Below are 24397 nucleotides of genomic sequence, written 5' to 3'. Positions count from 1 at the left end.
GTTGTTGTATGCCGGCTGGTTGTGCTGTCAGTGCTGCTTGTGCTGACGGTTCAGCCAATATACGAGCGCTGCGATGCGCTAACAATTCGAGTATTGGAGGGGGTGATAACAAAAGTGGATCGCGGAAAGCGAGGCAAACCCTGGTATTAATCCGCCCTCCCCGTCATTGAAACTTCATATATTGACGGGACAATCGCGCCACTGAGAGAGAGAGCGGGCTGTTGTTGCCCATAAAAATCGAATGCAAATCCAGCTGAATACACCGGCCAGCAGAGTCAGTTTTCATCGGGGATTCGGTCTGCGTGCAAGTACGACGCCCACGGGCGATGGCTTGCACTCGGCGGATCTCGTCATCGAAGAACCCGGACGCCCTCCGCGCGCGTTCAACTCGCTAGACTTTTTCTACGACCACGAACAGGCAATCGGCTACGCAACCGCTTGGGGGCGTATCTGGGTCGACTCGAAGATGTAGAGCGCTTCATTGGACGTCCGTGCCTGCGTCACCGTTGCCAGGACGACGCCTTATCCCTGTGGCAGCGCACGCCTCGCTGGTCCATACTAGTGCAGCGCAATCGCGCTCAAACCCCGGAGGGACGGCCCCATCCAACCCCTTTTACTTTATTTTTTTGCACTTGCACAACCGCTCCATCGAGCCGGATACTGATTTGGCCCGCGCTGTCACCGGGTGCATCAGTCTTCGCCCGCTCCGCGCGGGCTCATTTCGAACGATGGATGCGAACGTCAGGAGGCGCCATGGAAGTCTGCGATGGATGCTCCGACATCGACGGCCTGCCAGTCGATGTGCAACGGCAGGAAAACCTCACGCTCATCGGTGTCGCGGAGTGCAACGGCACGCTCGTCCTCGAGCACTATCGCTGCGATAAATGCCGGGCCGTTATCGCCAGACAATTCACGGGCGACTCCGACGAACGGGTCTGGAGCGTAATCGAAGCCTCTCCTTAGGCAAGCGACGCCACCATCCGTCAACTCAGTGCCATTCACGGTGAACGCCTACAATCAGCAAGGCATGATGCGGCACACACACGCCGCAGCGCTTCCCTGTTGATTCCGGAGGAACCATGAGTCGAACTGAGACTGCATTGATTGTCGGCGCGGGTAAGGGCTTGAGCGCCTCCCTCGCACGCCTGTTTTCGGCGGAGGGCATGCAGGTCGCGCTCGCCGCCCGCGATACCAGCAAGCTGACGGACCTGGTCGACGAGACGGGCGCCCTGCCCGTGAGTTGCGACGCCAGTCAAACAGACCAGGTCACGGCACTCTTCGAGCGCGTGGAAAAAGCATTCGGCGTCCCCGATCTCGTCGTGTACAACGCGAGCGGCCGCTATCGCGCGCCAGTTGAAGCCATCGAGCCACAGAAGCTCGAAGACGCCTTCAAAGTGACTGCCCTCGGCGGCTTTCTCGTGGCCCAGGCCGCGGCGGTGCGCATGTTGGCGCGCGGCCACGGCACTGTACTGCTGACCGGCGCGACTGCCAGCGTGAAAGGACTGCCCGGCTCGACACCATTCGCCATGGGCAAATTTGCGCTACGAGGCATGGCCCAATGCATGGCGCGCGAGTTGGCGCCAAAGAATATTCACGTTGCGCATTTCGTGATCGACGGCGGCATCGCCAGCAGCGCGAGAGGTCCGGAAGAAGGCGGCGCGGACGACAAATGGCTGGACCCCGATGCCATTGCAAGGGAATACCTTCACATTCATCGTCAGCATCGCAGCGCGTGGACGTGGGAGGTCGAACTGCGCCCGTGGGTCGAGCGGTTCTAGGCCTCGTTGCTCGTCTGACCTAACGCACCAGAAACCCGTAGGTCAGCGGGTCACGCTCGTCGATAATCCAGGTCGCGAAGCCGCACACAAAGGCGTTGCCTTCGACTTCCGGAATGACGGCCTTGAAATCGCCCACCGTGGTTTCGCTCAGGACGCGCCCTTTGAACACGGTGCCGATAATGGACTCGTTCACCAGGGTGTCGTCCTTGCCCAGCTTTCCACGCAAATAAAGCTGCGCGACCCGGCCTCCCGTTCCGGAGCCGGTCGGTGAACGGTCCACCTCACGATCGGCAAACACACAACAGTTGGCTTGCGTCGAAGCCGCATGCCGCGGCGCATTCGCAATGATGGTGCCGTAGATGTGGTTGATCTCGGGGATAAAAGGATGCTCGACAGGAAACGCCTTGTTGGCCGCCTGCTTGACTTCATCGCCGAAGCGGATGAGCTCTTCCACCGACGACTCCCGCACCGCGAGACCATGCGGCTCGCCGTCGGTGTAAAAGTAGAACGCGCCGCCAAACGCGATATCGCCCGTCACCGAACCGAACGACGGCGTCTCGACGGTCACGTCCTGCTTCCAGATAAACGACGGCACGTTGACGAAGCGAACATTGCCGGCGTGCTCGCCATCCCACTTCACGAATGCTTCGATGAACCCGCACGGCGCGTCGATGCCCACGCGCGTTTCGGGTATCTCACGCTGAACCCAACCCAGTTCGACCGCCGCCGTCGACAGCGCGATGACACCGTGGCCGCAATGGTCGCTGTACCCTTCGTTATGAAGGAAGATGATGCCGAAGTCGGCATTCGGGCTGACTGGTTCTGTCAGATACCCGCCGTACATATCGGCATGCCCACGCGGTTCGAACATCAACGCCCGGCGGATATCGTCCGCGTTTTCCTTCAGCCATGCGCGCCGCTTGACGATCGTGTCGCCGGGCAGACGCGGCAAACCGCTGGTGACAATGCGGAATGCCTCGCCGCCGGTGTGAACTTCAACAGTCTGGATAGTGCGTGAAATTTTCATGTTTGCTTCATGAAGTCAATGGGTCGCTTGCCGTTACTGTCCGTAAGGGACCGGCAAGCCGTTCTTGATGCCGTACACGGTAGTCGGCGCGCCCTTCAGGTCACCGGACTCGTCGAACGAATAGGTGCCCGCGACGCCCTTATAGTTTTCCTTCGCGAGTTGGGCGGTCAGCTTGGCCTTGTCCGTTGTGGTTCCCGCCTTCACCATCGCGTCGGCCAGCAACTTGACGCCGTCGTAGTAACTCACGGCATAGACCTGCGTATCGATGTTATAGGCCGCCTTGTACTTTTGCAGAAATTCGCGGCCGGCCGCTGTCTTCTCCAGCGCAATGCCGCCCTGCGCGCAATACACGATCGATGCCGCTTCGCCCGCGACCTTGCCCATGTCAGCCGAGCAGATGCCGTCGCCGCCGAGCAGCTTCGCCCTCAGTCCGCGTTGGCGCATCTGTTTGGCCATCGGCGCCCCCTGCGACGCGTACCCGCCGAAGAAAATCACATCGGGATTTTTGGCCTTGATGGTCGTCAGAATGCCGAGGAAGTCGGTCGCCGACGAGTTGGTGAATTCCTGAGCCACGATCTGAATGCCGTTCGCCTTGGCGACCTTCGTGAACTGTTCGGCGACGCCTTGACCATACGCCGTGCGGTCGTCGATGACAGCAGCCGTCTTGGCCTTCAAGGTCTTCGCGGCGAACTGCCCCATCGTGCCGCCCAGTTGCTCGTCGCTCGCGCCGATCCGGAAGATGTTCTTGAAGCCCTGCTTCGTCAGCGCCGGGTTCGATGCGACCGGCAGCATCGGCACGTTTCCGGCGTTGTAGACGCGCGAGGCGGGAATCGCCACGCCCGAATTGTACGGTCCGACGACCGCGACTACGCCGCTATCCACCAGTTTCTGCGCAACCTGCACGCCGATTTTCGGGTCCGCCTGGTCGTCTTCCGAGTCCAGTTTAAAGGTGACCTTCTGACCTGAGACGGTAACACCCGCCTTGTTCAGCTCGTCGACGGCGAGCCGCGCCCCGTTCTCGTTGTCCTTGCCGTTCGGTGCCTGCGGACCGGTGAGCGGCGCCGAATGACCGATGGTGACGACAACCTGGGCACTCGCGGACAGGGTGAAACCAGCGGCCATCAATGCGGCCGCAGTCATTGCAAGACATCGCATACCGGACTCCGATTGGACTAGGGAGCAATCACCTTATGCTCAATTGGGTTCCAGTTCAATCGAGCGGTACGCCAGGCTCCGCGTCTCCAGATGATCCATCCGTCACCGCTCGGCTCGAAAATCATCAAAGCCGCAGCAGTTCGTTTTTCATCCACTCGTGAACCGCGTGACTCAATTCCTGCTGGGTCATGTCCTGCGGAGACAACGGCGGGCCGACCACCACGCGAATATGCCCGCGGCCGTCGGGCCAGCCTTTCGTCGGCCAGACCTTGCCCGCGTTCAACACCACGGGCACGGCCGGCACGCCGGTCGCGCACGCCAGCCGAACGCCGCCGGACGTCATTCGCAACGGTGCATCGTGCGCCACCCGGGTGCCCTCCGGGAAAATGACGACGACGTCGCCCTTGGCCAGCCTCTCCGCGCTTTCCTTCGTCACAGCCTGGTGAGCCTGTCGCGCGGAACCGCGATTCAGGCTGACCATATCGAGGCCGCGCAACACCCAGCCGAAGAACGGGATGCGCAGGAGATCCTCCTTGAACACAAAACTGATGCGGCGCGGGAAAAGCGCGAGGAATGCGAGCGTTTCCCACGTCGACTCATGACGGCTCAGGATGATCACCGGGCCGTCGGGAAGATTGTCGAGCCCGTCTACCGAACATGAAACGCCGGGTAGCCAACGCATGACGAAAACCAGCGCACGACACCACTGCTTGGCGAGCCAGTATCGTCCAGCGCGTCCGACGAAGGGAAAGAGAAGCAGGATAAGGATTGAATACAGCGTGCCGCTACCGAGCAGGTAGACGATAAAAAGCCATTTGGTAAAAGTTGAGCGCATCGGGACCTGAATCGGATGGTAAGCGGCGGAAGGAGTTCATGGTAACGCGTTGAGACTCCGACGTGAGTGATACGTTCGGTCGCGCGGGAGACGCGCGCCGGGCGCTCCCGCCGCTCACCGACGTATCGAATTCGGCTTGCGTTCCTCGTCCTTGTCACGCATCCGTTTCTGGACGACACCCGGCGCACTCAGAACGGCCCCCGACTCGCGAGCCGGGCATAGTCGTCCTTGAGCGTGCCAATGCGTCGCCGGTAGGCATTGAGCAGACACGATTGATTACCGCCGCATGCTTTTCTGGACTTCAGCCACACCTGCTGCTCGTCCTGCATATTGCCCCGCGTGCCCATTGCAACCAGGCCCGTGAGCATCTGGTAGCGCACGGACATTTCGACGTCCATCTCACTCAGTTGCCGTGATGCGCATACGGCCTTTTCGTCCGGCAAGCGCGCCCGGCCGCAGTCGAAGCTGGCGGCGAATGCAGACGCGGAACTGAGCGTGACCATTGCCAACAGCGTCCATCGCAAGTGTCGTTTCATGCCTTGATCGCGTTGTCGATTCATCACTGTTTCGCGGTCGAGTTGAACTATCGTGAGCATGGTCCGAACGGCTGGACCGATACCCGACAATTATTCCGTACACGCCGGGCAAGCCACCGCTTCAGCGGCGACCTTCTGCTCGCTGCGGCCAAAGCTGGCCAGCGCGGCCAGCCCCAGCAACGCGAGGCCGCTACCGAACAGAAAGTCCGCGGAAATCCCCACATGATCGACCACCACGCCGCCCACCAGCGACCCCAGCGCAATCGCCACCTGAATGATGCTCACGAACAATGCCGAGCCGGCTTCGGGCGAATCCGGCGTGGCACGCTGAATCCAGATGCTGAAACACAGCGGCAACGCGCCGAAGGAAATGCCCCACGCAAGCACCAGCGCCACGACGCCGATCGTCGAATGCTGCAGCAGCGGCAGCAACACCAGGGCGAACATCAGCAGTGAAACCATCGCACCAACCGACACTTTCAGATTGCGCGTGACCGTCGACGATACGGCGAAGTTCGAGAAGAACCCGATAATGCCAAAGCCAAGCAGCAGCCACGTGATGGTCGACATGTCCAGATTCGCGTTGCGCAGCAGGAAAGGCGTGATGTACGTGTACGAGGAAAAATGCGCGCCGAAAGCGAGTGCCACCATCAGCATGCTTCGGCGCGGATGCGGCTGGCGCAGCAGCGCCACCAGATCACGCAGACGCAGCGCGGCAGTCGACGGCAAGGACGGCACGAAGAAGAATTGCGCGATCAGCGCGACCGCGACCAGCACGCCGGTCGCCATGAACGACACGCGCCATGATGCGAAGCTCGCGATGAACGTGCCGAGCGGCACGCCGATCACCGTTGCGCACGTCACGCCGGTGAGGATCGTCGCCATGGCGCGTGCCGAATCCTTCGGCTTCACGAGACGCCCGGAGGCCGCCGTGGCCAGAGTCCAGAAACCGCCCAGCGCGGCGCCGAGCAGCGCGCGCCCGAGCAGCATGCAGAGGAAATTCGGCGCAAACGCGGAAATCAGATTCGACGCCAGCAGCAAAGCCGTCAGTAAAAGAAAGACCCGCCGGCGATCCATGCGCCCCGCCACCAGCATCAGCCCCGGCGCTGAAATAGCCGCGATGACGCCGGGGACGGTGACCATCAGGCCGGCCGTGCCAGGCAACACGCCCAGATCGGCGGCGACGCGCGGCAACAGTCCGACCGGCAAGAACTCCGTCGTCACGAAAGCGAACGCGCCAATGGCGACTGCCATGACAGCCAACCAGGAACGCAGGGACGACGAGGCGCCATCGTCCAGCGAGGCGGTGCTCGCGGGCAGATTGTCTTCGATCAACATAGTATTGTTTGCGAGTCTCTTAACAACGGGTGGGATTGGAGCGGCCGCACCTCGCTAATCCAGTCGCAGATCGCCCGGCACGATTAAAAAAGCAGGCCATATTGGCCTGCTTGCCGGAAAGTGACGCGATTGCAGTCTGGACAATCAGCGGGTGAAAACCCGAATGGACTACACCATAACATCGTATTAATTCGCTCGCTGACGACTCCGGAAAATTGCAGTCGAGCGTGGGGTTATTGGTGCGGATCTCACGCTTGGCTGCCTGCGTGCGAATGACGCGGCAGGGCATAGCGAAGCGCGAGCGTCACCTGGGCACAGCGCTTGCTGAAGCGCACGTCAGCGTTTTTAACAACCGCTCATCCGCTCACAAGAAAAGAGGACATCGCCCATGGTTACTACCCGCCCTTGCACCGCCACTTGCGTGATCGACGGCATGCCGCTCACCGTCACCTTCTATCCGGACAACGGCGTGCTGCGCATCGCGGATTCGTTGGGGACGTGCATCAAGGAAACGCGCTGGCATGCGTCGTGGCGCGCACTGCTGGACGAATTGCGCGGATTCAGCGAGCGCGCCGCCGTGGAAGGACAGGGCTTCAACACGATGATGGGTCGTTTCGGCGAGCGCGCCGATCATCCGCTACACACAATGGCATTCGCATAACGGCAGCTGACGGGAAGCGGTGCCCGCCATCGCGCACCGCATTCCCAAAGATAGACCGGTCATTGACCAAAATAGATTCTGCATTGCGGCCCAGAAGACGTGCAGGGCTGGCCTTGCCGGCCTCCCGCTTCCGATTGCCCCGTGGCCACGCCTCCGTAGGACACGTTGCGCACCGGCTGGGCGCCGGGCATGCCCTGTCCCGATTCGCTGAACGACATGTCGGTCGTCGCTTGCGCCGATTCGTTCGCGTTCTGCTGCATCAGCGCGCGGCCCGACATGCCGGTGCTCTGCTGGCCTTCGATGCCCAGCGCGGCCGCAGTTTTCGGCACCAGCAGAAGCACGGCGCTGGCCAGCGCCATCCATAATCGTAGTTTCATGTCCAGACTCCTTGAATCCGGCGCAGCAGTTCTCGTCCTCCAAAGAATTGATCCGCGAAAAAAAGCCAGGCTGCCCAATGGGCTGACGGACGAGTCGATGCCGATGCCAACTGCTGCGGCGAGTCATCGAACTAAACGAGTAATGAGTTGCCAGACCTGCAACCGATGTCGGACGCGTTCTCGCGGCTGGCCGGAATCAGTCGCCGCAGGCTGGAAGCACGGATTTTGGCTCCGCTGTTTTCTTTATAGCTCGGCCAATCAGGAATTCAATCGCGGAACACCCGGTCCGGTCTGCCGCAGCCGGAGTAGTTCGATAGAAGGGATTTGCACAAAATCATCCAGACCGGTACGTGCGTTGGCCGCACAGTGCGTTATGATGCTGACATAACGTCAATAATCGGCCCCACGCGAAGTACCGGCGAGAGACGGAGCGTGGAGATGAAACCGGCCTGCCGCAATCAGTGCATCGTCAATACCGTTTTTTCCCTTGTGGGCATGAGGCTCAGCGTGAGTCGTACGCAGCCTTCCTTGCCGCGCGGCAAAGCGCTTGAATATTCACTGATCGACATCCCTGAATTTGATAGGCGGCCGGGTCGGCTAATTGCTGCGCCGCGATATATGGTGCGACGTTTTTTAAATGCTGCCTTTGGAATTTCCTTCAATCGATAACCACACCGCGGGCCGTCCCCATTTATATGGGCCGATGCTTTCGCGGATTTCCCTTGCAATCTGTAATTGACAGAACGCCGGACGTTTTAGAAGGACGAATATCTTATGGACGAAAGGAAGCGAGATAGCATGATTGCGTATCTCCGCCATCGCATGGAAGAGTTTGGCATCAAACCAGAAGACCTTGCTGCAGTGCTGGCATCCGAGCCGGCCGCGCAAAAGGCTGAACGCTACCGTAGCGCAACTGGAGATAGCTGGGACGGCCAGGGCGAAATGCCCCAGTGGCTGAAACAGGCAATCAGCGCAGGTCAATCCATCGACCACTTTGAATTGTCGGCCGCGCCGGCGCCTGCCCCGCAGCCGAAAAAGCGCGTGGACTGGCAGAACGACCCGTTCGCCGGAAGCCCGCTTGCGCGTTCGAACAACCGATAGACCACCGCATTTTCCAGCCGCTAGCGTAGAGAAATCACCCCGCACTTCCTCCGTGGAAATCGCTGTTTCGGCAGATTCGCAAGCACGCCTGTACCCGTGCCACGCACGCATGTGATGCGTTGTCGCGTGCGCTTGACCTGCGTTGCCCCGCATTGCTCATTTGCATCCAGACGCCTGTGCCCGCCGTATATCCCGACAGAGCAGCGCAATGGCGCGTTGCATCTCGAGGACCGCTCACGGCAATCACGAGCCGTATACGTTCGGCTCACAGCGGTCCTGATGCCGATGAGCTCGCAAGGAGAAAGGTCATGCGCAACTCAATGCTGAAAATCATGCTGGGGTGCGTCGCCGCGCTTTCCGTGGCAAACGGTGCGGCGCTCGCACAAGGCGGCGGCAACGGCCAGGGCGGCAGCGGCGGAGGCAACGCGCACAGCGCGGCGACCGCGGGCATGACCAATTGGGGCGATCCCGTCTCGAATCCACTGGACCCGATGCCGGGAACCATCATGAAAAACATGGATTCGGCCAATGGCAAACCGCAGCCGGTGTCGCCCGGCGATTCAATGAATGCAGGGAAGCCCGCGCAGTGACTCTTGCTGGCGTTTCGCCTCAGGCCTGACTAAGACCGAGGCGGCGCCTGCGCAAAGTGTTCAGGCGTCACACGTCGTGACGCGCTGCGTCGAGGCACTCAAAGCGGGGATCGCGGCCGCAGTGGCCGCAACGCTGGCCGGCGTCGCATATTGCGGCAGTTCGATAAACGCGCTCATCTGCCGCACGATTTGCCAGAACACCTTCTCGAATAGACGCGCCCGCTCGGACTCGGCGATGTCGTCGGCGAGCGGATCGGCGAAGGCCCACGTGCACGACGCAGGCTCGCCAGGAAACGCGGGCGTGTGATGTGCGTCGACGGATTCGTCCAGCGCGACGACTAGATCCATGCGCGGTGCCCACTCGCCGGTGAATTCCAGCCAGCTTTTCGGGCTGAGAATGCCGAGGTCCGAGATGCCGGGCCGCAATTGCGCGACCGCGAATGGATGAACCCGCGCGGCCGGTTCCGGCCCCGCGCTGAACGCGTCGAACCGGTGTCCCGCCAGTTCCCGCAACAAAGCTTCGGCAATGATGCTGCGCGCTGAATTCTCTCGACAGAGAAACAGCACCTTATATTTTCTGGTCACGCTTACCCCGTACCCGTGTTTTTTTGTTTGATTCTGTGTGCAATTCTGCCGGCTCAGTCTTGCGCCCTCGTGACACTACGATGTTCAAATTTGTTGCGCCACGAGAATTTGTACCAGGGATCGATCGCTCACGGGCACCGCGCGTCGCGTTTGCGCGGGAGTGTACCAGCGCGAGCGTCGAGCTTTCATTAAGCCTTCAGTGGAGCGCCTGACGGGATCGCGCGCTTCAGACAGCAGCGTCGCTCTCGCGTCGGTCGGAGACGATCCGGTTGGCCGCGTCGTTTCCGTCGGACGCCGCGGCGGGCGACGTGTCGAACATCATGGCCGCGGGCGGGTTGCTGATCGCCTTGACGCCATTGGCGATGCTCGGTGCCGCGACGTAGGGAACAAATGCCGCCACCGCAACTACAACGATGAAAGTGAACATGGCCGTCGTGCCTCTCGGGACTGACTGCGTGAAAGTCAAACGAAGCAGGACCGCGTGGCAATGAGCAGGCGTCGCTCTTCACGGCGGCGTTCGAGCGACCACTGTCGCGGACGTGTCATTGATTCTAGAAGTGCAAATTCGAACGCTAAAGGCCGCTGTCTATATCAATTCGGTCTACCTCTATCGCCTACCGGCCAGAGCGTCATTCCTCACACGGCTGCGGATTCGGTGGTCTCGCATTGCGGCTCGCCGCTTCGATCGTCGCGCAATCCTGTGCGACTCAAAAACGCGAACGACGCAAATGCGGACAGCAGCGTGATCGCGATCAACACGTGCAACAGGCGAGTGAACGCGTGAGTGTAGGTCAGCGCCAGTTCGCGCCTGCCGATTTGGGGCAGGCTCGCGGCCGCTTGCGCCAGGCCGCCCGTCGTCAACCGCTGCGCGGCTTCGGCGAGATGGGCGGCCATCGCGGGGTCGGCGTGCGGCACGAGTCGCGCGAGGCTCGCCTGCGCCAGTCCGGCGAGCAAAGCCGTGACGATGGCCAGCGCGATGCCCTCGCCCGCCACGCGCGTCGTGCTGAAAATGCCCGACGCCATGCCCGCGCGCTCCTTCGGCACGACGCTTACCGAGAGGCCGTCCATCAAGCCCCACGGCATGCCCGCGCCGATGCCGGTGACAAGCATCGGCAGGATGATCGACGCCCGCGAGGCGCTCATGTCGACGCGGCTCAACCAGTAAAGCCCCGCTGCGGCGACCAGAAAACCGATACCCGACAACACGCCCGCCGAGATCCAGCGCGTGAGTGAAGCGGCGAGCATCGGCACGACGAGCATCGGCACCGATAGCGCGATCATCAGAAGACCGGCGTCCATCTCGCTGAGACCTTCGGCGCCGATGAAGCGCAGCGGCAGCATCACGATGAGCACGATGTAGCAATAGCAGGTGCCGACCGGCAGAATCTGCACCCCCACGAAGCGCGGATAGCGGAACAGGCTCAGTTCGAGCATCGGCCGCGCGACGCGCATTTCCACTAGCACGAACGCCGCCAGCAACAGCGCCGACGCCGCCAGCGTGCCGGCCACCAGCGGGCTCGACCAGCCGCTTTGCGGCGCCTGGATCACGGCGAAAGTGAAGAGCGCCAGCGTGGCGGTGAAGGTGATCGTACCCGGCCAGTCGAGGCCGCTTGCGACCGGATCGCGCGTCTCGCGCATACGCGGCACGCCGAAGATGAAGGCCAGCGCGCCGATCGCGGCAATCGCCAGGAAGATCGCGCGCCAGCCGAAGTGCGTGATCAACGCGCCGGCCATCAGCGGACCGAACGCGAGTCCGATGCCGAAGCTCGTGCCCAGCATGCTGAACGCCCGGGTGCGGGCGTGGCCGTCGAATTCCTGCGCGAGCGCCGCCGATCCACTCGCCAGCGACGCCGCCGCGCAGACGCCCTGCATCGCGCGCAAGACGTCGAGCCAGACGACGGACGGCGCGAAACTCATCGCCAGCGAGGTCACGATGAAGCCGCCCAGGCCGCTCACGAAAAGCCGCTTGCGGCCGAACTGGTCGGCGAGCGCACCGGCGGCCATCAGCAGGCTGCCGAAACTGAGCATGAAGGCATTCGTGACCCAGGTCAACGCGCTCGCGCTGCCGCCCAGGTCGCGCCCGATTGCGGGCGTCGCGACCGCGCCGCCGGAAAAAGCTAGCGGCAGCACCAGCGCGGCGAGACAGACGGCGGCGAGAATCAGCGGTTTGCCGCTGTCCGTTTTGTATGAGGTTGCAGTGTTCATCAACTGGCCCTTCGATAAGAATCCGGAAGTGGCGCGGACGATCGGGCACCGGCCAGGCGCGGGCCGAGCGCGCTTCGTCAAGCGCTCAAGGTCGCTATTCTGTTGGCGGATTGGCGACGGATAAAGAGCGTGCTTGTCGTCACTGAGCCACCTGAAATGCGGCAATCGCCGCCGCCTGGCCCGGCCCGCCGCCAGGGCATTCGGCGTTGCGTGCCCGCCGATTGTGCTGCTGAGCGCGACGCACTATTTACCCCAGACGGATTTATCGCGGCCAGTCCCGCCTTCATACTGAGCTTGAGAGTTTTTGCGCGGACGTCATGCCGACCGGCCGAGCGCCACGCCACACCACGACGGAAATCACGGGATGCTGAACAGAAACGCCATTAGCTCGGGCGCCTACCTCGAAAGTTTTGAATCGCTGCCCAAGGAAATGCTGTGGACGCAGGCGCAAATCGACGCGTCGCTCGCGCACACCATGCAGCAGCGTCCGGACACCGGCGATGTCTGGGTCTTCGCCTACGGCTCGCTGATGTGGAATCCGATCTCGGACTTCGACAGCCGCCGCATCGCGACCCTGCACGGCTGGCATCGCAGCTTCTGCATCCGCATGATCGCCGGACGCGGCACGCCGCAGCAGCCGGGCCGCATGCTTTCGCTCGAACTGGGCGGCAGCACGCAAGGCGTCGCGTTGCGCCTGTGCGGCGAGACGCTCGAAGAAGAGCTGCGCATTCTCTGGATTCGCGAGATGGTGACCGGCGCCTATCGTCCGACGTGGGCGCCGCTCACGCTCGAGGACGGCACCGAACTATCGGCGATCGCCTTTGTGGCGGATCACGGGAATTCGCAATACGAAGGCGACGCGCGAGCACCGCTGATCGCACCGTTGATGGCGGTGGCGACCGGTCTGTTCGGCACCAACGCGGAGTACGTGTTCAAGCTGCAGAGCGCGCTCGCAGACTGCGGCCTGAACGATCCTTATATCGACGAACTCGCCTCAGAACTGACGCGAATCGCCCGGCAGCCGGCGTGATGCGTCAAAACCGCAAGCCGTTGAGGAACTGAAACCACAAACCTTCGAGTACGCCGGCCGGATGGGTCTCGGCAGCGGGTTCTTCGCGCTTGCCCGAATTGGCGCGGCCGGCCGGCGCGCCATGCCTGGCGGCGTCCTGTTTCACTGAAGTTGCCTCGGACTGGGCTGAAACATCGGAGACCTCAGACGCCTCTGCGGCCTCGGCCTCCGCCTTCGCCGCTTCGCGGCGCGAGGCCTGCAACGCCGACACGCTGTCCGCGATCTGCGCGGCTCGCCGTGCCTCGCATTGGCGCCCGAGCAGCACGCCGAACAGCACATCGCGGTTGTGGCCGTCGTCGGCGAAACGCATGGCGAGCGAGACCATCTCCGCATACGCGGCTTCGTCGGCAGCGCGCGCCGCCGCTTCGCGCTCGGCTTGCGCCTTCTGCTGGCGTGCGTGCTGCGCTTCCCAACTGCGCATCTGCTCGGCGTACACCGCGTCGTACACCTTGCGCTGCGCGGCGTCGGAGAGGATCGCGTACGCGTCCTTGATTTCCTGGAAGGTGGCGCGTGCCACTTCTTCGGCGCCGCTATTGCGGTCGGGATGCCACTTCATCGCGGCCTTGCGGTACGCCCGCTTGATTTCTTCGTCAGTGGCGTGCGTGGGCACGCCGAGGGTGTCATAAAGAGTTGCCATTGCTTGCTCGACCTCGCCGTGATTGGCTTCGCGGTCGATCGTAACATGCAAAAAACGGCTTTATCGTGAAGTGGCCCGCGTGTGCGCCCTTCAGCCGGCGGATAAAAAAAGGCCCCGCCACTGGCGTGGCGAGGCCGAGTCCCATGTCAAGGAGGTGTCATGGAGGAGACGATTCGATGATAGCCGCAGGTCATCGCGCCCCCAAACAATGCTTCGCCATATGCTTATCCGGCGCGGCTTCAAGTGCATTGCAGCGGACGCGGCATGGGCTCCACGACGCCGGCTGCGGGCGCGCCGCCGCGCCGGCAACACGCCGCGCGGTTATATCGTTAGAACAAAAAGTCGCTTCGTGCGGCGCCCGGCGCTGATTAAGATGACACTTCAAAGTCCGGTTCGCCCCGGCCCGCTGCGCGCAGCCCCGCGCCGGCGCGCCGTGAGCCGCTACCGAAGGAGCATTTCGTTGACCAGTTTCGATCATCATCGCCGGCCGCTCGTCATCGGCATTGGCGGCACGACACGCGCCGCCTCGTCGACCGAACGCGCGCTCGGCTTCGCGTTGCGCGGCGCGCAAGCAGCCGGCGCGAACACCCGCCTGTTCGGCGGCACCTTCCTGCATAGCCTGCCCCACTACGCCCCGGAACAGGCTCACCGCACGGACGAACAGCTTGAACTGATCGAGGCGGTGCGCCACGCGGACGCGTTGATCATCGCCACGCCCGGCTATCACGGCGGCGTGTCCGGTCTCGTCAAGAACGCGCTCGACACGCTCGAGGAATTGCGCGCCGACGAGCGCCCCTATCTGGATGGCCGGGCGGTTGGCTGTATCGTCACCGCGTATGGCTGGCAGGCCGCGGGATCGGTGCTGACGTCGTTGCGCTCGATCGTCCACGCGTTGCGCGGCTGGCCAACGCCGTTCGGCGCTGGCATCAACACGCTGGAAACGCGCTTCGACACCGTCGATACCTGTTCCGACGCGAAGGTGATCGATCAACTCGCCACCGTCGGCCAGCAGGCCGCGCAATTCGCGCTGGCATTCAACACACACCGCACGCCGGACGCCGCGCCGCTTGCCGGCACCGCGCTCAAGGAAGCACAACCCGCTCGCCTCCTGCACGCGGTTTAAATCCCCGGTTTAAGTCCCCCGGTTTACATCCCTTTCGCCACAAGACTCACGACGCCGTGGACCCGCTTGCGCGGCCCACGGCGCGGTCGTTCGCGCGAACCGTGCGGCATATAACAGACCCGTGATCCGCAACGCCGGATAGTGTGTTTGAACACAGCGAATATGATCCGATCGGGGCTCCTGTACACCTCCCTCCTGATTTGCTTACGACGAAAGATTGGTTCACCCGCTGCGCAGCGCGGCCTAGGCTTGATCCTGCCCGCTGATTTACCGGCCGCGTGACGCTACGGGTTGCGTCCGACGTGCCGGCCTTTTCGCAACGCAAGCGGGGCACAACGATTGCCAAAAATCATGAACGCACATATTCGCTACAAGGGTTACGAAGTTGCACCGGCCGCACAACAACTCCCCAACGGCCTGTTCGCCGCCAACCTGACCATCGAGAAAACTTCCGCGAATCACGAGCAGCATTATTCATTCGACGCGCTCGATTACTTCTTCGACGAAGAGCACGCGCTGGCCTACGCATTCCGCTGGGGACGCATGTGGATCGATAACCACCAGTAGAATCACCGATCGCGTCATTTGCATCATTTTGCGCTGGGAGCGGCGCGGGCCAGCTTGCGCCGCTCGGCATCGGAATTTGAACGGTTGTGCCAGAATAGGCGACACATCGAGTTCGCCCTCTGTACGCCTGCCATGTCCGATACACTGACAGATGTTGCCGAAGACCGCACCCTACGCCACTGGACATTCCGCGGCCCCGCCCGCGTGAAGATCGGTTCCGAGCCGCACAAGCAGATGTTTTGCCGGATGCTGCTTGAAACCCACAACCCTTATAAACCCGCCGTGATCGAATGGCCGGCGCTGCCGCCCGATGCGCTCGAGCGGTTGTGCTCGCTGCCGATCTGGGACATCGCGGTGCAGACCGAAGGCCGCGCGTCGATCGCCGTCCATACCTATGCCGCGCAACTGAGCGATCCCCTGCTGCGCGAAGCCATCACCATGGACGGCGACGAAGAAGCGCGTCACAAGCACGTGCTCTCGAAGCTGGTCGCCGCGTACGGCATCGAGATCGCGCCCGAGCCGGACTATCCGCCGCCGCGCGACGCCGAATGGGAATGGATGCGCACGGGCTATAGCGAGTGCGTCGACAGTTTCTTTGCGTTCGGGCTATTCCGCTCGGCGCGGCAGTCGGGCTTTTTTCCCGAGGCGCTGGTCGAGACTCTCGAGCCCGTGATTCACGAAGAAGCGCGCCACATTCTGTTTTTTATCAACTGGGTCGCGTGGTATCGGCGCACCATGCCACTCTGGCGCAGACCGTGGCATTCGCTGCGCGTGGCCGCGATCTGGGTGGTGCTGGTGTGGCAGCGTCTCGCCATCGCGAGAGGCATCGACGCTAAAGGCATGGCGCACGATTCGAATTTTCTGCCCGCGAGCAGCAGCGTAATCGGTGAAGGCATGAACGCGCGCGACCTGTTCGCGCTCTGCCTCGCGGAAAACGACCGGCGCATGAGCGGTTACGATGCGAGACTGCTGCGGCCCAAGCTGGTGCCCACGCTGGCGCGCTTCGCACTGCGCTTCATGAAACCCTCGCGCCGGGAAATCCCATCAGGACAAGGAGACGCCGGCCATGACATGGACCGTCGATGAACAACTCGCGTTGACCGCTACAGAAGCCGTCGCCGCGATCCAGTCCGGCCGCCTGAACGCCGCCGACTACGTGGCCACCTTGCTCGCGCGCGCAGCGGCGCTCTCGAGCCTCAATGCGCTCACCACGCTCGAGCTCGACGGCGCGCTCGCCGCCGCGCGGCGCATCGACGCCTTGCCCGCGGCCGACAAGGCTCGCTTGCCGCTCGCCGGTTTGCCTATCGTCGTGAAGGACAACATCAACACGGCGGGCATGCAGACCTCGGCGGGCACACCGGCGCTCGAGGGCTTTATGCCGAAGACCAACGCGCCTTCGGTGCAGCGCCTTATCGACGCCGGCGCGATCGTGCTCGGCAAGGCGAATATGCACGAACTGGCATTCGGCATCACGAGTACGAACCTCGCCACGCATGCCGGGCCGGTGCGCAATCCCTACGATCCCACGCTGATTCCGGGCGGCTCGTCGGGCGGCACTGCCGCGGCGATTGCCGCGCGCATCGTGCCCGCGGGCCTGGGCACCGACACCGGCGGCTCGACCCGCATCCCGGCCGCGTTGACGGGCACGGCGGGGTTTCGTCCGTCGGTCGGCAACGGCGGCCCCGAACGGCGCTATCACGATCCGAACGCCGTGGTGCCGATCAGCCATACGCGCGACACGGTCGGGCCAATGGCGCGCACCGTCGCCGATATCGCGCTGCTCGACGGCGTGATCACCGGCGCCGGCGCATTGCCGGCCGTCGCGTTGAACGGGTTGCGCATCGGTCTGCCCGCGCCGCTCTGGGAAGGGCTCGAACGCCAGGTGGAAGACGTCGCGCGGGCCGCGTTGAAGCAACTCGAAGCGGCGGGCGTGGTGCTCGTGCCGGTGGCGATGAGCGAACTGGACGAGCTAAACGGCATGGTGGGCGGTCCGATCGCGATCCATGAGCCGCTCGAGGACGTGCTGGGCTGGCTCGTCGCCAACGACGCGCCCGTCAAAACCGTCGTCGAAATGGCGGCCCGCATTGCCAGCCCGGACGTGCGCGCGATCTACGACGGCGTGCTCGACGATGTGCTGGGCGACCGCTACGAGGCCGCGCTGAATCATTGGCGTCCGCGCTTGCAGCAGTACATGGCCGCGACGTTCGCCGACGAGCGGCTCGACGCGCTGCTGTTTCCGACCACGCGTCTCGCCGCCGTGCCGATCGACGACATCAACGGCTCGTCGGTAGTCTCGATCGACGGTTCGGCAGCGATCGACACCATGGACGCGTTCCTACGCAACACCGATCCGGCCAGCACCTCGGGCATACCGGGGCTTTCGCTGCCGGCGGGCATGACCGCGAGCGGCTTGCCGGTCGGACTCGAACTGGACGGCCCGCTCGGCGAAGACCGGCGTCTTCTTGCGATTGGCGTGGCGTTCGAACAGCTTCTCGGCGCGCTGCCGGCGCCGGTGCTTTGATACCGCAACGACCTTCACAACGCCTCTAAAAAACTCGACTAAAACGCCGATGAAAACACCAACGCCCGCTCTCCTGCAGCGGGTCCTTTTGCGCCACGGCACGCGAATCGCCGCGGCGTTAGCTATCGCCTTGGCCGCCAGCGCATGCGCGCGCCTCGCCGCGGTCGATTCGAATGCGCTGTGGAAGATCGTCGATTTGCGTTGCGTGCCGTCTCAGCAGGCCACCGGCACGCCGGGTCAATGCACGTTTGTCGACCTGAACAAACGTTACGCGATCCTGAAGGATATCGTCGGACGCTCGCAGCATCTGCTGATTCCGACTGACCGCATTACCGGGATCGAAAGCCCGCTCGTGCTCGCGCCGCACGCGCAGGATTACTGGGTCGACGCTTGGGACGCGCGCACCTATGTCGAGAAGTCGGTCAAGCGCTCGCTGCCTGACAATCAGCTCAGCCTCGAAATCAACTCGCAATATCGCCGCACGCAGAACCAGTTGCATATCCATATCGATTGCATACGCGGCGATATCAGCGAAGCGCTCGCGCGCCACGCCAAAGACTCGCCCGATGAATGGCGCTGGGAGACGCTCGACGGCAATCGCTACCGCATCATGCGCGTGACTTCGCTCGAGGGGGCCGACAACCCGTTTCGCATCGTCGCGCGGGACAACCAGGGCGCTGCGGCGATGGCCGGGCAAACCATTCTCGTGACGGGCGCGGGGCCGTCCGCTCAGAAGGACGGCTGGCTGGTCGTGAATAGCGGGCTCGACGTGGACAACGGCAGCGGCTCGGCGGAAGGCCTCCAGGATCACGCCTGCCGCGTGGCGGACGCGCCGTAAGCGCCTGCCCCGCAAGCTCGCAGAGCGCGCCGGTGCTTAGGCCCGCGCGCCTATGCACGTTTGAGCAGATGCATTGCTGAACAAATTGGTTCTGGCAACGCGCGCGGGTCCGTAGGATCGGTCTGAACCTGCATTCCGACCGATCCCGCCCATGGCGATTTATCTCGACGACACGCAACGCAACGCACTCGCCCGCCTGGCGACAAGCTGGACCTGGCGCACGCAATGGCCGACCTGGGCGCTGATCGTGACGATCTATGGAGGATGGTTCGGCGTGGCGACGCATGCGCGCGAGCTCGGCTTGCCGCTCACCGCTCTCTTGCTGGCCGTGCTCGGCACGTGGTACATGTCCTTGCAACATGAACTGCTGCACGGCCATCCGACGCGTTCGCCGTTCGTCAACGCTCTGCTAGGGTTCGCGCCGCTCGCCGTGTGGTTTCCCTACGGCATCTATCGCGACTCACATCTTCAGCATCACGACGATCCGCATCTGACGCATCCCGAGCGCGACCCCGAGAGCTACTTCGTCAGCGCGCTCGTGTGGCGACGCGCGGGTTGGGCGATTCGCGCACTGCTGACCTTCCGCAATACGTTTATCGGGCGCCTGCTGATCGGGCCGGCGTTCGCCATTGCCGCAACGGGCGTGCAAGCGCTGCGTCGAATCAGAAGCGGCGATTGGCGCGATGTCCCGGTGTGGCTCGCGCACTTCGCCGCACTCGCCGGGCTCACGGCCTGGCTGCAACGTGCGTGTGGGATTCCGGCGTGGGTCTTTGTCGTCGGCGCGGGTTATGGCGCGCTGTCGTTGGGCTCGATCCGCTCGTTTCAGGAACATCGTGCGGCGCAGGCACACGAGCATCGCACGGTCATCAACGAAGCGGCGTGGTTCTGGCGTCTGCTGTTTCTGAACAACAACTACCATCTGGTTCATCACGACTTGCCGCATGTGCCGTGGTTTGCGCTTCGAGTCGTCTACGAGACCTCCCGCCAGCTGTACATAGAACGTTCAGGAGGCTTTCTCGTACAGGGTTATAGCGAGTGGTTGAGGCTCTACGGATACGCACCGGTTGCGCATCCGGTGCATGGCAATCTGCCCGATTTCATCGAGAGGAATCCGCCTGCTTTCGGCAGGGCGTAGCGCACAGGCGGTCCGAATCGCCGAGCAATCGCGAACCCGGTGGTCTACTACCAGCCGCATGCATGCGAAGCTGCCAGTCGATAGGAGACGGCGAATGTCCGCACGCAATCTGCTGAGAGGACATTCGCAGGTGACGCGCCGATACATTGATTGTTCGCGCCGGTTCCAGCACCTGAGGTGAAGAGTCTACGGAAACGCACGATCAGGGCGTCCAGCGATAAACAGTAATACTGGAGCCCTTGACGTTGTTCTTCGTGACCACGTACTCGCCGGTAGATCGAAGGTATGCCCTGATGCCGTACATCGCATCGATCGCGCTGCTGGCGTCCACGGCACGGCTATTGGTGTTGACCAGCGTGGTGTCGAGGTTGCCTGTAGCGAGATTGAAGGCGTCGATGTTCGGCAAAGCTTGACCGCTGCCGAACCAGTAGCCGACGAAAAGGTAGCGGCCGGCCGCGTCAATCGACTTGGCGCCGGCATGGGTGAGGTTGATCACCGGATTGGGTGACGTGGTGTTGCCCGCGCTCCAGCCGTGATACACCTCGATCCGCGTGCCTATCGAGGTCCAGTCCGTACTCCCGACGACACCCTGCCCGAGAATCATGGTGTCGCTGTCCGCGAGGTAGACGATGCGCGTCAGCGGCTGGATGCTCGCGGGAATGCGGATAGGGATGCCGGGTCCCCATGTTGGCTTGCCGCTGGCGTCGAAGCCGGTCAGCGGGTAGTGGTAGATGAAGCCCGTCTTATCCAGACCCGCCCACACGCCCCCCTTGCTGTCGATGCTGAATCCGTCCCTGACCGCCGCGGTCGTTTTGAACGCCGGACCAGGAAGCGTGGCGTCCGGTATGGCGATGTAGCCATTCGCAGCATTGAAGTGGAAGAAGTAGAAGATATCGGGATTCTGGCCGGACGCCACGAGGATCCGGTTGGCACCGACGGTGGCAAGTTGACCGAAGTGCTCGTCCCGTGAGTGATCGTTCATGTTGATGCGCGGGTCCGACGGGTAGGTGAACGGATCGACGGTGTTCGCGACGAAGGTGCCTCCAGCGCTGCCGCTGTAGATGTTGGTGCCGCCATAGAACAAGGCGCCATCCGTGGCCGGGTCCGGGGCGGCGATGCCCTCGAGGTTGAGGGACTGAAGCGTCCACCGCAGGTTGCCGGCACTGTTATACGCATGAATGTCGGTGCCGCCATTGCGGCCGAGGTCCCAGCTTCCGCCCCACGGGTTGTTGAGCACATAGAGGTTGCCGGCGGTGTCCTTGCCGATGCCAGTGACGCGGGTGAAGCGCTTCGCGCCGACCTGGCCTTTGATTCCCGTCGTGGTGTCGAGATAGCCGCCCTGAATGCCGAATGTACCGGCCAGCGTCGGCGTGCCCGAGAGTTTGTAGCGCTTGATGTTCATGTCGGGGCCCTCGTCCCCTATCATGAGCTGCCCCGACGATGCATCGAAATAGAGCGAAGACGGCTGCGATCCACTGGGCATACGGATGGTGTTCAGCAGCGCGCCAGTCGGACTGAACTCGACAATCGAGCCCTCGCTCTTCTGAGCAACCCAGACGTTGCCCGCGGCATCCAGGGCGAGCGCGCCCGGCCCCGACACGTTGATGTCCCGCTTCCAGACACCGTCGGTGGTGTAGATGCGGACGCGATTGCCATAGAAGTCGCTCGCATAGAGGAGCGAGCCCGCCGTGGCGAGTCCGGCGATGACGTCGACCCGAGGCTGGTTGGTCGACGCACTGACCTGAATCAAAAGATCGCGAGCCTTGGTGGTGCGGTTGTATCGTCCCACCGCGCCGCTTCCGTACGACCCGCCGGGCTGCAGTGCCGCGAAGATCGACGTCGCGTTGCCCGTGATCGCGCCGCCCTGAAACTCGCCGTGCGCGCCGATCGAGCCGAGGCTCTTGCCGTTCTGGTAGATCGCGACGCCACCCTCGAACTCGTCCCACATGGATGCCGTATAGATGACGCCCTCGGGCGCGACCCACATGGAACGCGCGGTGTTACCCACGTGGGCGGCGAGAGTCCCATAGGTGTTCGCCAGCCAGTCGGTGGTATTTTGCGCCTGACAGGCCGGCGCAATCGTGGCGATCGCTGCGGCGAAGAGCGCAGCATGAATTCGTTTTATTTGCACCATGACTGCTGCTCTCCTGGATGTAGCGATCATTCACGTGAATGACCTCATTAACTCGAGACGCATAGCGTGCAATTCGCGCCTCCTCATTTTTAGATCATATTGAGGATGGACTCCAGAGCTTCGTACAGTTCATGTGTTCTTTTCGGTCAGGGACCTCTTGAGCTAACGTCGACCGTTTCCTGTTGGCAGCTAACAGGCTCATGCAAGCGGCATACGCGACTCGCATAGCGCGGGTCTGAGTGGCGTTAGCGCGCGCGGCTTGCAACCTCGCGTGACAAACGCAAGCGCCAATTTAACTCCTCGTCGATGACAGTTCGATGCGCTTGCGCTGCAAGAACCGGCGCACGGCCGGATCGCGTTCGAGTCCGATCGCGAGATCGTAAGCGCCGAGCGCTTCGGCCGTCGCGCCGGCACGCGCGAGCAGATCGGCGCGCGCGGCCCAGTACGGCTGATAGTCGGCCAGCCGCGGATCGTGCGCATACGGTTCGAGCGCGTCGAGCGCCGCCTGCGGGCCGTCACGTTCGGCCAGCGCGAGCGCGCGGTTCACCGCGACCACCGGTGATGCTGCAATCGTAAGTAGCGCATCGTAGAGTTGCACGACCTCGTCCCAGTTCGGCCGATGCGTCCGGCAACGGTGGACGTGCGCAGACTGCAACGCGGCCTCGAGCTGAAAGCGTCCGATTGCGTTGAGCGTGTTCGCGCGCCGCAGCAGTGCATTGGCTGCGTCGATCATCGGCGCGTTCCATGTCGCCGGATCCTGAGCCGACAGCGGCACGTAGTCGCCGGCCGCATCGCGTCGCGCATCGCGCCGCGCCTGCGCATACAGCATCAGCGCGAGCAGACCAAGCGTCTCTGGTTCCTCGGGCAGCAATTCGACGAGCAGTTGTGCAAGAAACAGCGCCTCGCCGGCAAGATCGCGTCGCGCGGTATCGCCGCCGACCGGATCGGTCCACCCTTCCGCATACGCCGCATAGACTGCTTCCAGCACCGCGGCGAGCCGGCCGGGCAACTCCTCGCGCTCGGGTACGCTGAACGGAATGCCCGCTTCGCGAATCTTGTTCTTTGCCCGCACGAGGCGCTTGCTCATCGCGGCCGGCGACATCAGGAACGCGGACGCAATCGTCTTCGCTTCGAGCCCCAGCACCACCTGCAGCATCAGCGGCGTGCGAATCGCGGCCTCGAGCGCAGGGTGCGTGCACGCGAACAGCAGCGCAAGCCGCCGGTCGGGCAACATGCCTGCTTCACGCTCGTCGATCTCGTCGGCGAGGATCGCCAGCTGGTTCACCACTTCGTCGCCGACACGGCGATGACGCGCGCCATCGACCGCCCGGCGGCGCGCAACCGTCATCAGCCACGCTTCGGGATTCGCGGGGCAGCCGCGCTGCGGCCAGTCCGCGAGCGCGGCCGCAAACGCGTCGGCCAGCGCGTCCTCGGCCGCGGCGACGTCGCGCGTGCGCATCGCCAGCAGCGCGACGAGCTTGCCGTAACTGCGGCGCGCGACCGCCTCGGCAATCGCATGCGCGGCGCCGTCAGCGTCACGGTCGCCGCCGCCCGGACTCATGCAGCGGATGGCGCATCGTAAGGCGCAGTCCAGACCGGGCGCACTTCCATGAGGCCGTGCGCCGCGCCGGGACAACGCGACGCCCACGCGATCGCCGCGTCCAGGTTGGGCACGTCGATCAGGTAGTAGCCGGCGAGTTGCTCCTTCGAATCGGAATAAGGTCCGTCCAGCACCTGCGGCTTACCGTCGACGAGCCGCACCGTGGTGGCCGTGCTCGTCTGCTGGAGCCGGTTGGCGCCCACCAGCGCGTCCGCTTTTTTCAACGATTCGGTGTACGCCTGATAGGCGGCAACCCCTTGCTGCCGCTCGCTGTCGGTCATCTGGTTCCAGCCGTTTTCTTCCGAATAGATCATCAATAGGTATTGCATATGAGCCTCCGTCATGGGGTTAAGGCGGCTGAATGACATCGGGCCGCCATTACAATGACGCTCGGGCCGCATGCTGACGGACAGGCGGCGTTAAAAAAATCGCGAACGACGCACCCGCGTCAATCGGTCGCCTCCGTCGAGGACCCTGCGCGCGGTCACTTCGGGCGAGCCCGCCATCCGCTCCGCGCGGCTATCAATTTCACCGCACCATTGCAGACTGCATTAAAGCCCGGTTCCCGCAGGGATCGCAACAATC

The 24397-nt window shown here is 63.1% G+C and carries 27 protein-coding genes; 14 read left to right on the top strand and 13 right to left on the bottom strand.

Annotation, left to right across the window (positions count from 1 at the left end; genetic code table 11):
* Positions 1 to 241: 241 nt before the first annotated feature.
* From P0D73_RS17390 to P0D73_RS17380, 3 genes are all read left to right on the top strand, one after another.
* Positions 242 to 472, top strand: coding sequence for a hypothetical protein (locus P0D73_RS17390; RefSeq protein ID WP_408178131.1), 231 nt, complete (start codon positions 242 to 244; stop codon positions 470 to 472).
* Between the two features lie 281 nt (positions 473 to 753).
* The gene (locus P0D73_RS17385; RefSeq protein WP_132377487.1) at positions 754 to 963 is read left to right on the top strand and encodes a hypothetical protein; all 210 of its coding nucleotides are present in this window, start codon (positions 754 to 756) and stop codon (positions 961 to 963) included.
* Between the two features lie 116 nt (positions 964 to 1079).
* Positions 1080 to 1778, top strand: coding sequence for an SDR family NAD(P)-dependent oxidoreductase (locus P0D73_RS17380; RefSeq protein ID WP_132377488.1), 699 nt, complete (start codon positions 1080 to 1082; stop codon positions 1776 to 1778).
* A gap of 19 nt (positions 1779 to 1797) precedes the next feature.
* Here P0D73_RS17380 and lhpH read toward each other — a convergent pair whose 3' ends face one another.
* From lhpH to P0D73_RS17355, 5 genes are all read right to left on the bottom strand, one after another.
* Positions 1798 to 2805, bottom strand: coding sequence for a trans-3-hydroxy-L-proline dehydratase (gene lhpH, locus P0D73_RS17375; protein ID WP_408432255.1), 1008 nt, complete (start codon positions 2803 to 2805; stop codon positions 1798 to 1800).
* 33 nt (positions 2806 to 2838) lie between these two features.
* Complete coding sequence (locus P0D73_RS17370; RefSeq protein WP_408432253.1) at positions 2839 to 3960, bottom strand: branched-chain amino acid ABC transporter substrate-binding protein; 1122 nt, start codon at positions 3958 to 3960, stop codon at positions 2839 to 2841.
* Positions 3961 to 4084: 124 nt separating this feature from the next.
* Entirely contained in the window at positions 4085 to 4795 is a 711-nt protein-coding gene (locus P0D73_RS17365; RefSeq protein WP_132377491.1) for a lysophospholipid acyltransferase family protein, read from the bottom strand.
* A 188-nt stretch (positions 4796 to 4983) separates the two neighbouring features.
* Entirely contained in the window at positions 4984 to 5331 is a 348-nt protein-coding gene (locus P0D73_RS17360; RefSeq protein ID WP_408178135.1) for a lysozyme inhibitor LprI family protein, read from the bottom strand.
* A gap of 90 nt (positions 5332 to 5421) precedes the next feature.
* Entirely contained in the window at positions 5422 to 6669 is a 1248-nt protein-coding gene (locus P0D73_RS17355) for an MFS transporter (RefSeq protein WP_132377492.1), read from the bottom strand.
* Positions 6670 to 7057: 388 nt separating this feature from the next.
* Between P0D73_RS17355 and P0D73_RS17350 the strand changes: the two genes are divergently transcribed.
* The gene (locus P0D73_RS17350; protein ID WP_408178137.1) at positions 7058 to 7330 is read left to right on the top strand and encodes a hypothetical protein; all 273 of its coding nucleotides are present in this window, start codon (positions 7058 to 7060) and stop codon (positions 7328 to 7330) included.
* 59 nt (positions 7331 to 7389) lie between these two features.
* Here the strand turns inward: P0D73_RS17350 and P0D73_RS17345 are convergent, their stop codons facing one another.
* Positions 7390 to 7707 (bottom strand): hypothetical protein, encoded by a 318-nt coding sequence (locus tag P0D73_RS17345; RefSeq protein WP_408314886.1) that lies wholly within the window; start codon positions 7705 to 7707, stop codon positions 7390 to 7392.
* Positions 7708 to 8145: 438 nt separating this feature from the next.
* On the opposite strand from P0D73_RS17345, the gene P0D73_RS17340 reads away from it, so the two are divergent.
* From P0D73_RS17340 to P0D73_RS17330, 3 genes are all read left to right on the top strand, one after another.
* Positions 8146 to 8376 (top strand): hypothetical protein, encoded by a 231-nt coding sequence (locus tag P0D73_RS17340; protein ID WP_408178138.1) that lies wholly within the window; start codon positions 8146 to 8148, stop codon positions 8374 to 8376.
* Positions 8377 to 8481: 105 nt separating this feature from the next.
* Positions 8482 to 8808 carry an H-NS histone family protein gene (locus P0D73_RS17335; protein ID WP_132377496.1) on the top strand — a complete coding sequence of 109 codons (327 nt, stop codon included), beginning with the start codon at positions 8482 to 8484 and terminating at the stop codon, positions 8806 to 8808.
* A 308-nt stretch (positions 8809 to 9116) separates the two neighbouring features.
* Positions 9117 to 9398, top strand: coding sequence for a hypothetical protein (locus P0D73_RS17330; protein WP_408314889.1), 282 nt, complete (start codon positions 9117 to 9119; stop codon positions 9396 to 9398).
* A gap of 60 nt (positions 9399 to 9458) precedes the next feature.
* Here the strand turns inward: P0D73_RS17330 and P0D73_RS17325 are convergent, their stop codons facing one another.
* From P0D73_RS17325 to P0D73_RS17315, 3 genes are all read right to left on the bottom strand, one after another.
* The gene (locus P0D73_RS17325; protein WP_408285207.1) at positions 9459 to 9983 is read right to left on the bottom strand and encodes an arsenate reductase/protein-tyrosine-phosphatase family protein; all 525 of its coding nucleotides are present in this window, start codon (positions 9981 to 9983) and stop codon (positions 9459 to 9461) included.
* Between the two features lie 226 nt (positions 9984 to 10209).
* On the bottom strand, positions 10210 to 10410 hold the full coding sequence (locus P0D73_RS17320) for a hypothetical protein (RefSeq protein WP_132377499.1): 201 nt from the start codon (positions 10408 to 10410) through the stop codon (positions 10210 to 10212).
* A gap of 209 nt (positions 10411 to 10619) precedes the next feature.
* Positions 10620 to 12188, bottom strand: coding sequence for an MFS transporter (locus tag P0D73_RS17315; RefSeq protein WP_408432251.1), 1569 nt, complete (start codon positions 12186 to 12188; stop codon positions 10620 to 10622).
* 364 nt (positions 12189 to 12552) lie between these two features.
* Here P0D73_RS17315 and P0D73_RS17310 point away from each other — a divergent pair, with 364 nt between their 5' ends.
* Entirely contained in the window at positions 12553 to 13218 is a 666-nt protein-coding gene (locus tag P0D73_RS17310) for a gamma-glutamylcyclotransferase (RefSeq protein WP_408432249.1), read from the top strand.
* A 4-nt stretch (positions 13219 to 13222) separates the two neighbouring features.
* On the opposite strand, the gene P0D73_RS17305 is transcribed toward P0D73_RS17310, so the two are convergent.
* Positions 13223 to 13894 carry a J domain-containing protein gene (locus P0D73_RS17305; RefSeq protein WP_408285216.1) on the bottom strand — a complete coding sequence of 224 codons (672 nt, stop codon included), beginning with the start codon at positions 13892 to 13894 and terminating at the stop codon, positions 13223 to 13225.
* Positions 13895 to 14354: 460 nt separating this feature from the next.
* On the opposite strand from P0D73_RS17305, the gene P0D73_RS17300 reads away from it, so the two are divergent.
* From P0D73_RS17300 to P0D73_RS17275, 6 genes are all read left to right on the top strand, one after another.
* Positions 14355 to 15017, top strand: a complete 663-nt coding sequence (locus P0D73_RS17300; RefSeq protein ID WP_408285219.1) for an NADPH-dependent FMN reductase — start codon at positions 14355 to 14357, stop codon at positions 15015 to 15017.
* Positions 15018 to 15368: 351 nt separating this feature from the next.
* A complete protein-coding gene (locus tag P0D73_RS17295; RefSeq protein WP_106277508.1) occupies positions 15369 to 15584 on the top strand; it encodes a DUF6566 family protein in 216 nt (71 codons plus the stop codon).
* Positions 15585 to 15716: 132 nt separating this feature from the next.
* The gene (locus P0D73_RS17290; protein ID WP_408432247.1) at positions 15717 to 16670 is read left to right on the top strand and encodes a ferritin-like domain-containing protein; all 954 of its coding nucleotides are present in this window, start codon (positions 15717 to 15719) and stop codon (positions 16668 to 16670) included.
* The gene (gene iaaH, locus P0D73_RS17285) at positions 16651 to 18105 is read left to right on the top strand and encodes an indoleacetamide hydrolase (protein ID WP_408178146.1); all 1455 of its coding nucleotides are present in this window, start codon (positions 16651 to 16653) and stop codon (positions 18103 to 18105) included. The genes P0D73_RS17290 and iaaH overlap by 20 nt, the downstream gene beginning before the upstream one ends.
* A 49-nt stretch (positions 18106 to 18154) precedes the next feature.
* The gene (locus P0D73_RS17280; protein ID WP_408432245.1) at positions 18155 to 18943 is read left to right on the top strand and encodes a CDP-diacylglycerol diphosphatase; all 789 of its coding nucleotides are present in this window, start codon (positions 18155 to 18157) and stop codon (positions 18941 to 18943) included.
* Between the two features lie 151 nt (positions 18944 to 19094).
* Entirely contained in the window at positions 19095 to 20078 is a 984-nt protein-coding gene (locus P0D73_RS17275) for a fatty acid desaturase (RefSeq protein ID WP_408178148.1), read from the top strand.
* A gap of 202 nt (positions 20079 to 20280) precedes the next feature.
* Here the strand turns inward: P0D73_RS17275 and P0D73_RS17270 are convergent, their stop codons facing one another.
* The 3 genes from P0D73_RS17270 to P0D73_RS17260 all read right to left on the bottom strand — a co-directional run bounded on the left by P0D73_RS17270 (position 20281) and on the right by P0D73_RS17260 (position 24141).
* Positions 20281 to 22212: an SMP-30/gluconolactonase/LRE family protein gene (locus tag P0D73_RS17270; protein WP_408178149.1), complete on the bottom strand. Its 1932-nt coding sequence runs from the start codon at positions 22210 to 22212 to the stop codon at positions 20281 to 20283.
* A 292-nt stretch (positions 22213 to 22504) separates the two neighbouring features.
* Positions 22505 to 23773 carry an RNA polymerase sigma factor gene (locus P0D73_RS17265; RefSeq protein ID WP_408432242.1) on the bottom strand — a complete coding sequence of 423 codons (1269 nt, stop codon included), beginning with the start codon at positions 23771 to 23773 and terminating at the stop codon, positions 22505 to 22507.
* A complete protein-coding gene (locus tag P0D73_RS17260) occupies positions 23770 to 24141 on the bottom strand; it encodes a YciI family protein (protein WP_132377510.1) in 372 nt (123 codons plus the stop codon). Before P0D73_RS17260 ends, P0D73_RS17265 begins: the two co-directional genes overlap by 4 nt.
* Positions 24142 to 24397 lie beyond the last annotated feature (256 nt).

The organism is Paraburkholderia sp. RL18-101-BIB-B (assembly GCF_046026985.1).
GTDB lineage: Bacteria > Pseudomonadota > Gammaproteobacteria > Burkholderiales > Burkholderiaceae > Paraburkholderia.
The sequence above is the reverse complement of the archived record's forward strand: the minus strand, read 5'-3'. Positions and strand labels throughout refer to the sequence as shown.

What these genes read in the sequence shown, in the direction of transcription:
- P0D73_RS17340 (WP_408178138.1), top strand. Translation starts at nt 8,146, where the DNA reads ATGAAACCGGCCTGCCGCAATCAGTGCATCGTCAATACCGTTTTTTCC.
- P0D73_RS17345 (WP_408314886.1), bottom strand. Translation starts at nt 7,707, where the DNA reads ATGAAACTACGATTATGGATGGCGCTGGCCAGCGCCGTGCTTCTGCTG.
- iaaH (WP_408178146.1), top strand. Translation starts at nt 16,651, where the DNA reads ATGACATGGACCGTCGATGAACAACTCGCGTTGACCGCTACAGAAGCC.
- P0D73_RS17275 (WP_408178148.1), top strand. Translation starts at nt 19,095, where the DNA reads ATGGCGATTTATCTCGACGACACGCAACGCAACGCACTCGCCCGCCTG.
- P0D73_RS17335 (WP_132377496.1), top strand. Translation starts at nt 8,482, where the DNA reads ATGGACGAAAGGAAGCGAGATAGCATGATTGCGTATCTCCGCCATCGC.
- P0D73_RS17360 (WP_408178135.1), bottom strand. Translation starts at nt 5,331, where the DNA reads ATGAAACGACACTTGCGATGGACGCTGTTGGCAATGGTCACGCTCAGT.
- P0D73_RS17315 (WP_408432251.1), bottom strand. Translation starts at nt 12,188, where the DNA reads ATGAACACTGCAACCTCATACAAAACGGACAGCGGCAAACCGCTGATT.
- P0D73_RS17260 (WP_132377510.1), bottom strand. Translation starts at nt 24,141, where the DNA reads ATGCAATACCTATTGATGATCTATTCGGAAGAAAACGGCTGGAACCAG.
- P0D73_RS17380 (WP_132377488.1), top strand. Translation starts at nt 1,080, where the DNA reads ATGAGTCGAACTGAGACTGCATTGATTGTCGGCGCGGGTAAGGGCTTG.
- P0D73_RS17385 (WP_132377487.1), top strand. Translation starts at nt 754, where the DNA reads ATGGAAGTCTGCGATGGATGCTCCGACATCGACGGCCTGCCAGTCGAT.
- P0D73_RS17305 (WP_408285216.1), bottom strand. Translation starts at nt 13,894, where the DNA reads ATGGCAACTCTTTATGACACCCTCGGCGTGCCCACGCACGCCACTGAC.
- P0D73_RS17355 (WP_132377492.1), bottom strand. Translation starts at nt 6,669, where the DNA reads ATGTTGATCGAAGACAATCTGCCCGCGAGCACCGCCTCGCTGGACGAT.
- P0D73_RS17280 (WP_408432245.1), top strand. Translation starts at nt 18,155, where the DNA reads ATGAAAACACCAACGCCCGCTCTCCTGCAGCGGGTCCTTTTGCGCCAC.
- P0D73_RS17290 (WP_408432247.1), top strand. Translation starts at nt 15,717, where the DNA reads ATGTCCGATACACTGACAGATGTTGCCGAAGACCGCACCCTACGCCAC.
- P0D73_RS17365 (WP_132377491.1), bottom strand. Translation starts at nt 4,795, where the DNA reads ATGCGCTCAACTTTTACCAAATGGCTTTTTATCGTCTACCTGCTCGGT.
- lhpH (WP_408432255.1), bottom strand. Translation starts at nt 2,805, where the DNA reads ATGAAAATTTCACGCACTATCCAGACTGTTGAAGTTCACACCGGCGGC.
- P0D73_RS17320 (WP_132377499.1), bottom strand. Translation starts at nt 10,410, where the DNA reads ATGTTCACTTTCATCGTTGTAGTTGCGGTGGCGGCATTTGTTCCCTAC.
- P0D73_RS17265 (WP_408432242.1), bottom strand. Translation starts at nt 23,773, where the DNA reads ATGAGTCCGGGCGGCGGCGACCGTGACGCTGACGGCGCCGCGCATGCG.
- P0D73_RS17390 (WP_408178131.1), top strand. Translation starts at nt 242, where the DNA reads ATGCAAATCCAGCTGAATACACCGGCCAGCAGAGTCAGTTTTCATCGG.
- P0D73_RS17295 (WP_106277508.1), top strand. Translation starts at nt 15,369, where the DNA reads ATGAACGCACATATTCGCTACAAGGGTTACGAAGTTGCACCGGCCGCA.
- P0D73_RS17370 (WP_408432253.1), bottom strand. Translation starts at nt 3,960, where the DNA reads ATGCGATGTCTTGCAATGACTGCGGCCGCATTGATGGCCGCTGGTTTC.
- P0D73_RS17350 (WP_408178137.1), top strand. Translation starts at nt 7,058, where the DNA reads ATGGTTACTACCCGCCCTTGCACCGCCACTTGCGTGATCGACGGCATG.
- P0D73_RS17310 (WP_408432249.1), top strand. Translation starts at nt 12,553, where the DNA reads ATGCTGAACAGAAACGCCATTAGCTCGGGCGCCTACCTCGAAAGTTTT.
- P0D73_RS17270 (WP_408178149.1), bottom strand. Translation starts at nt 22,212, where the DNA reads ATGGTGCAAATAAAACGAATTCATGCTGCGCTCTTCGCCGCAGCGATC.
- P0D73_RS17330 (WP_408314889.1), top strand. Translation starts at nt 9,117, where the DNA reads ATGCGCAACTCAATGCTGAAAATCATGCTGGGGTGCGTCGCCGCGCTT.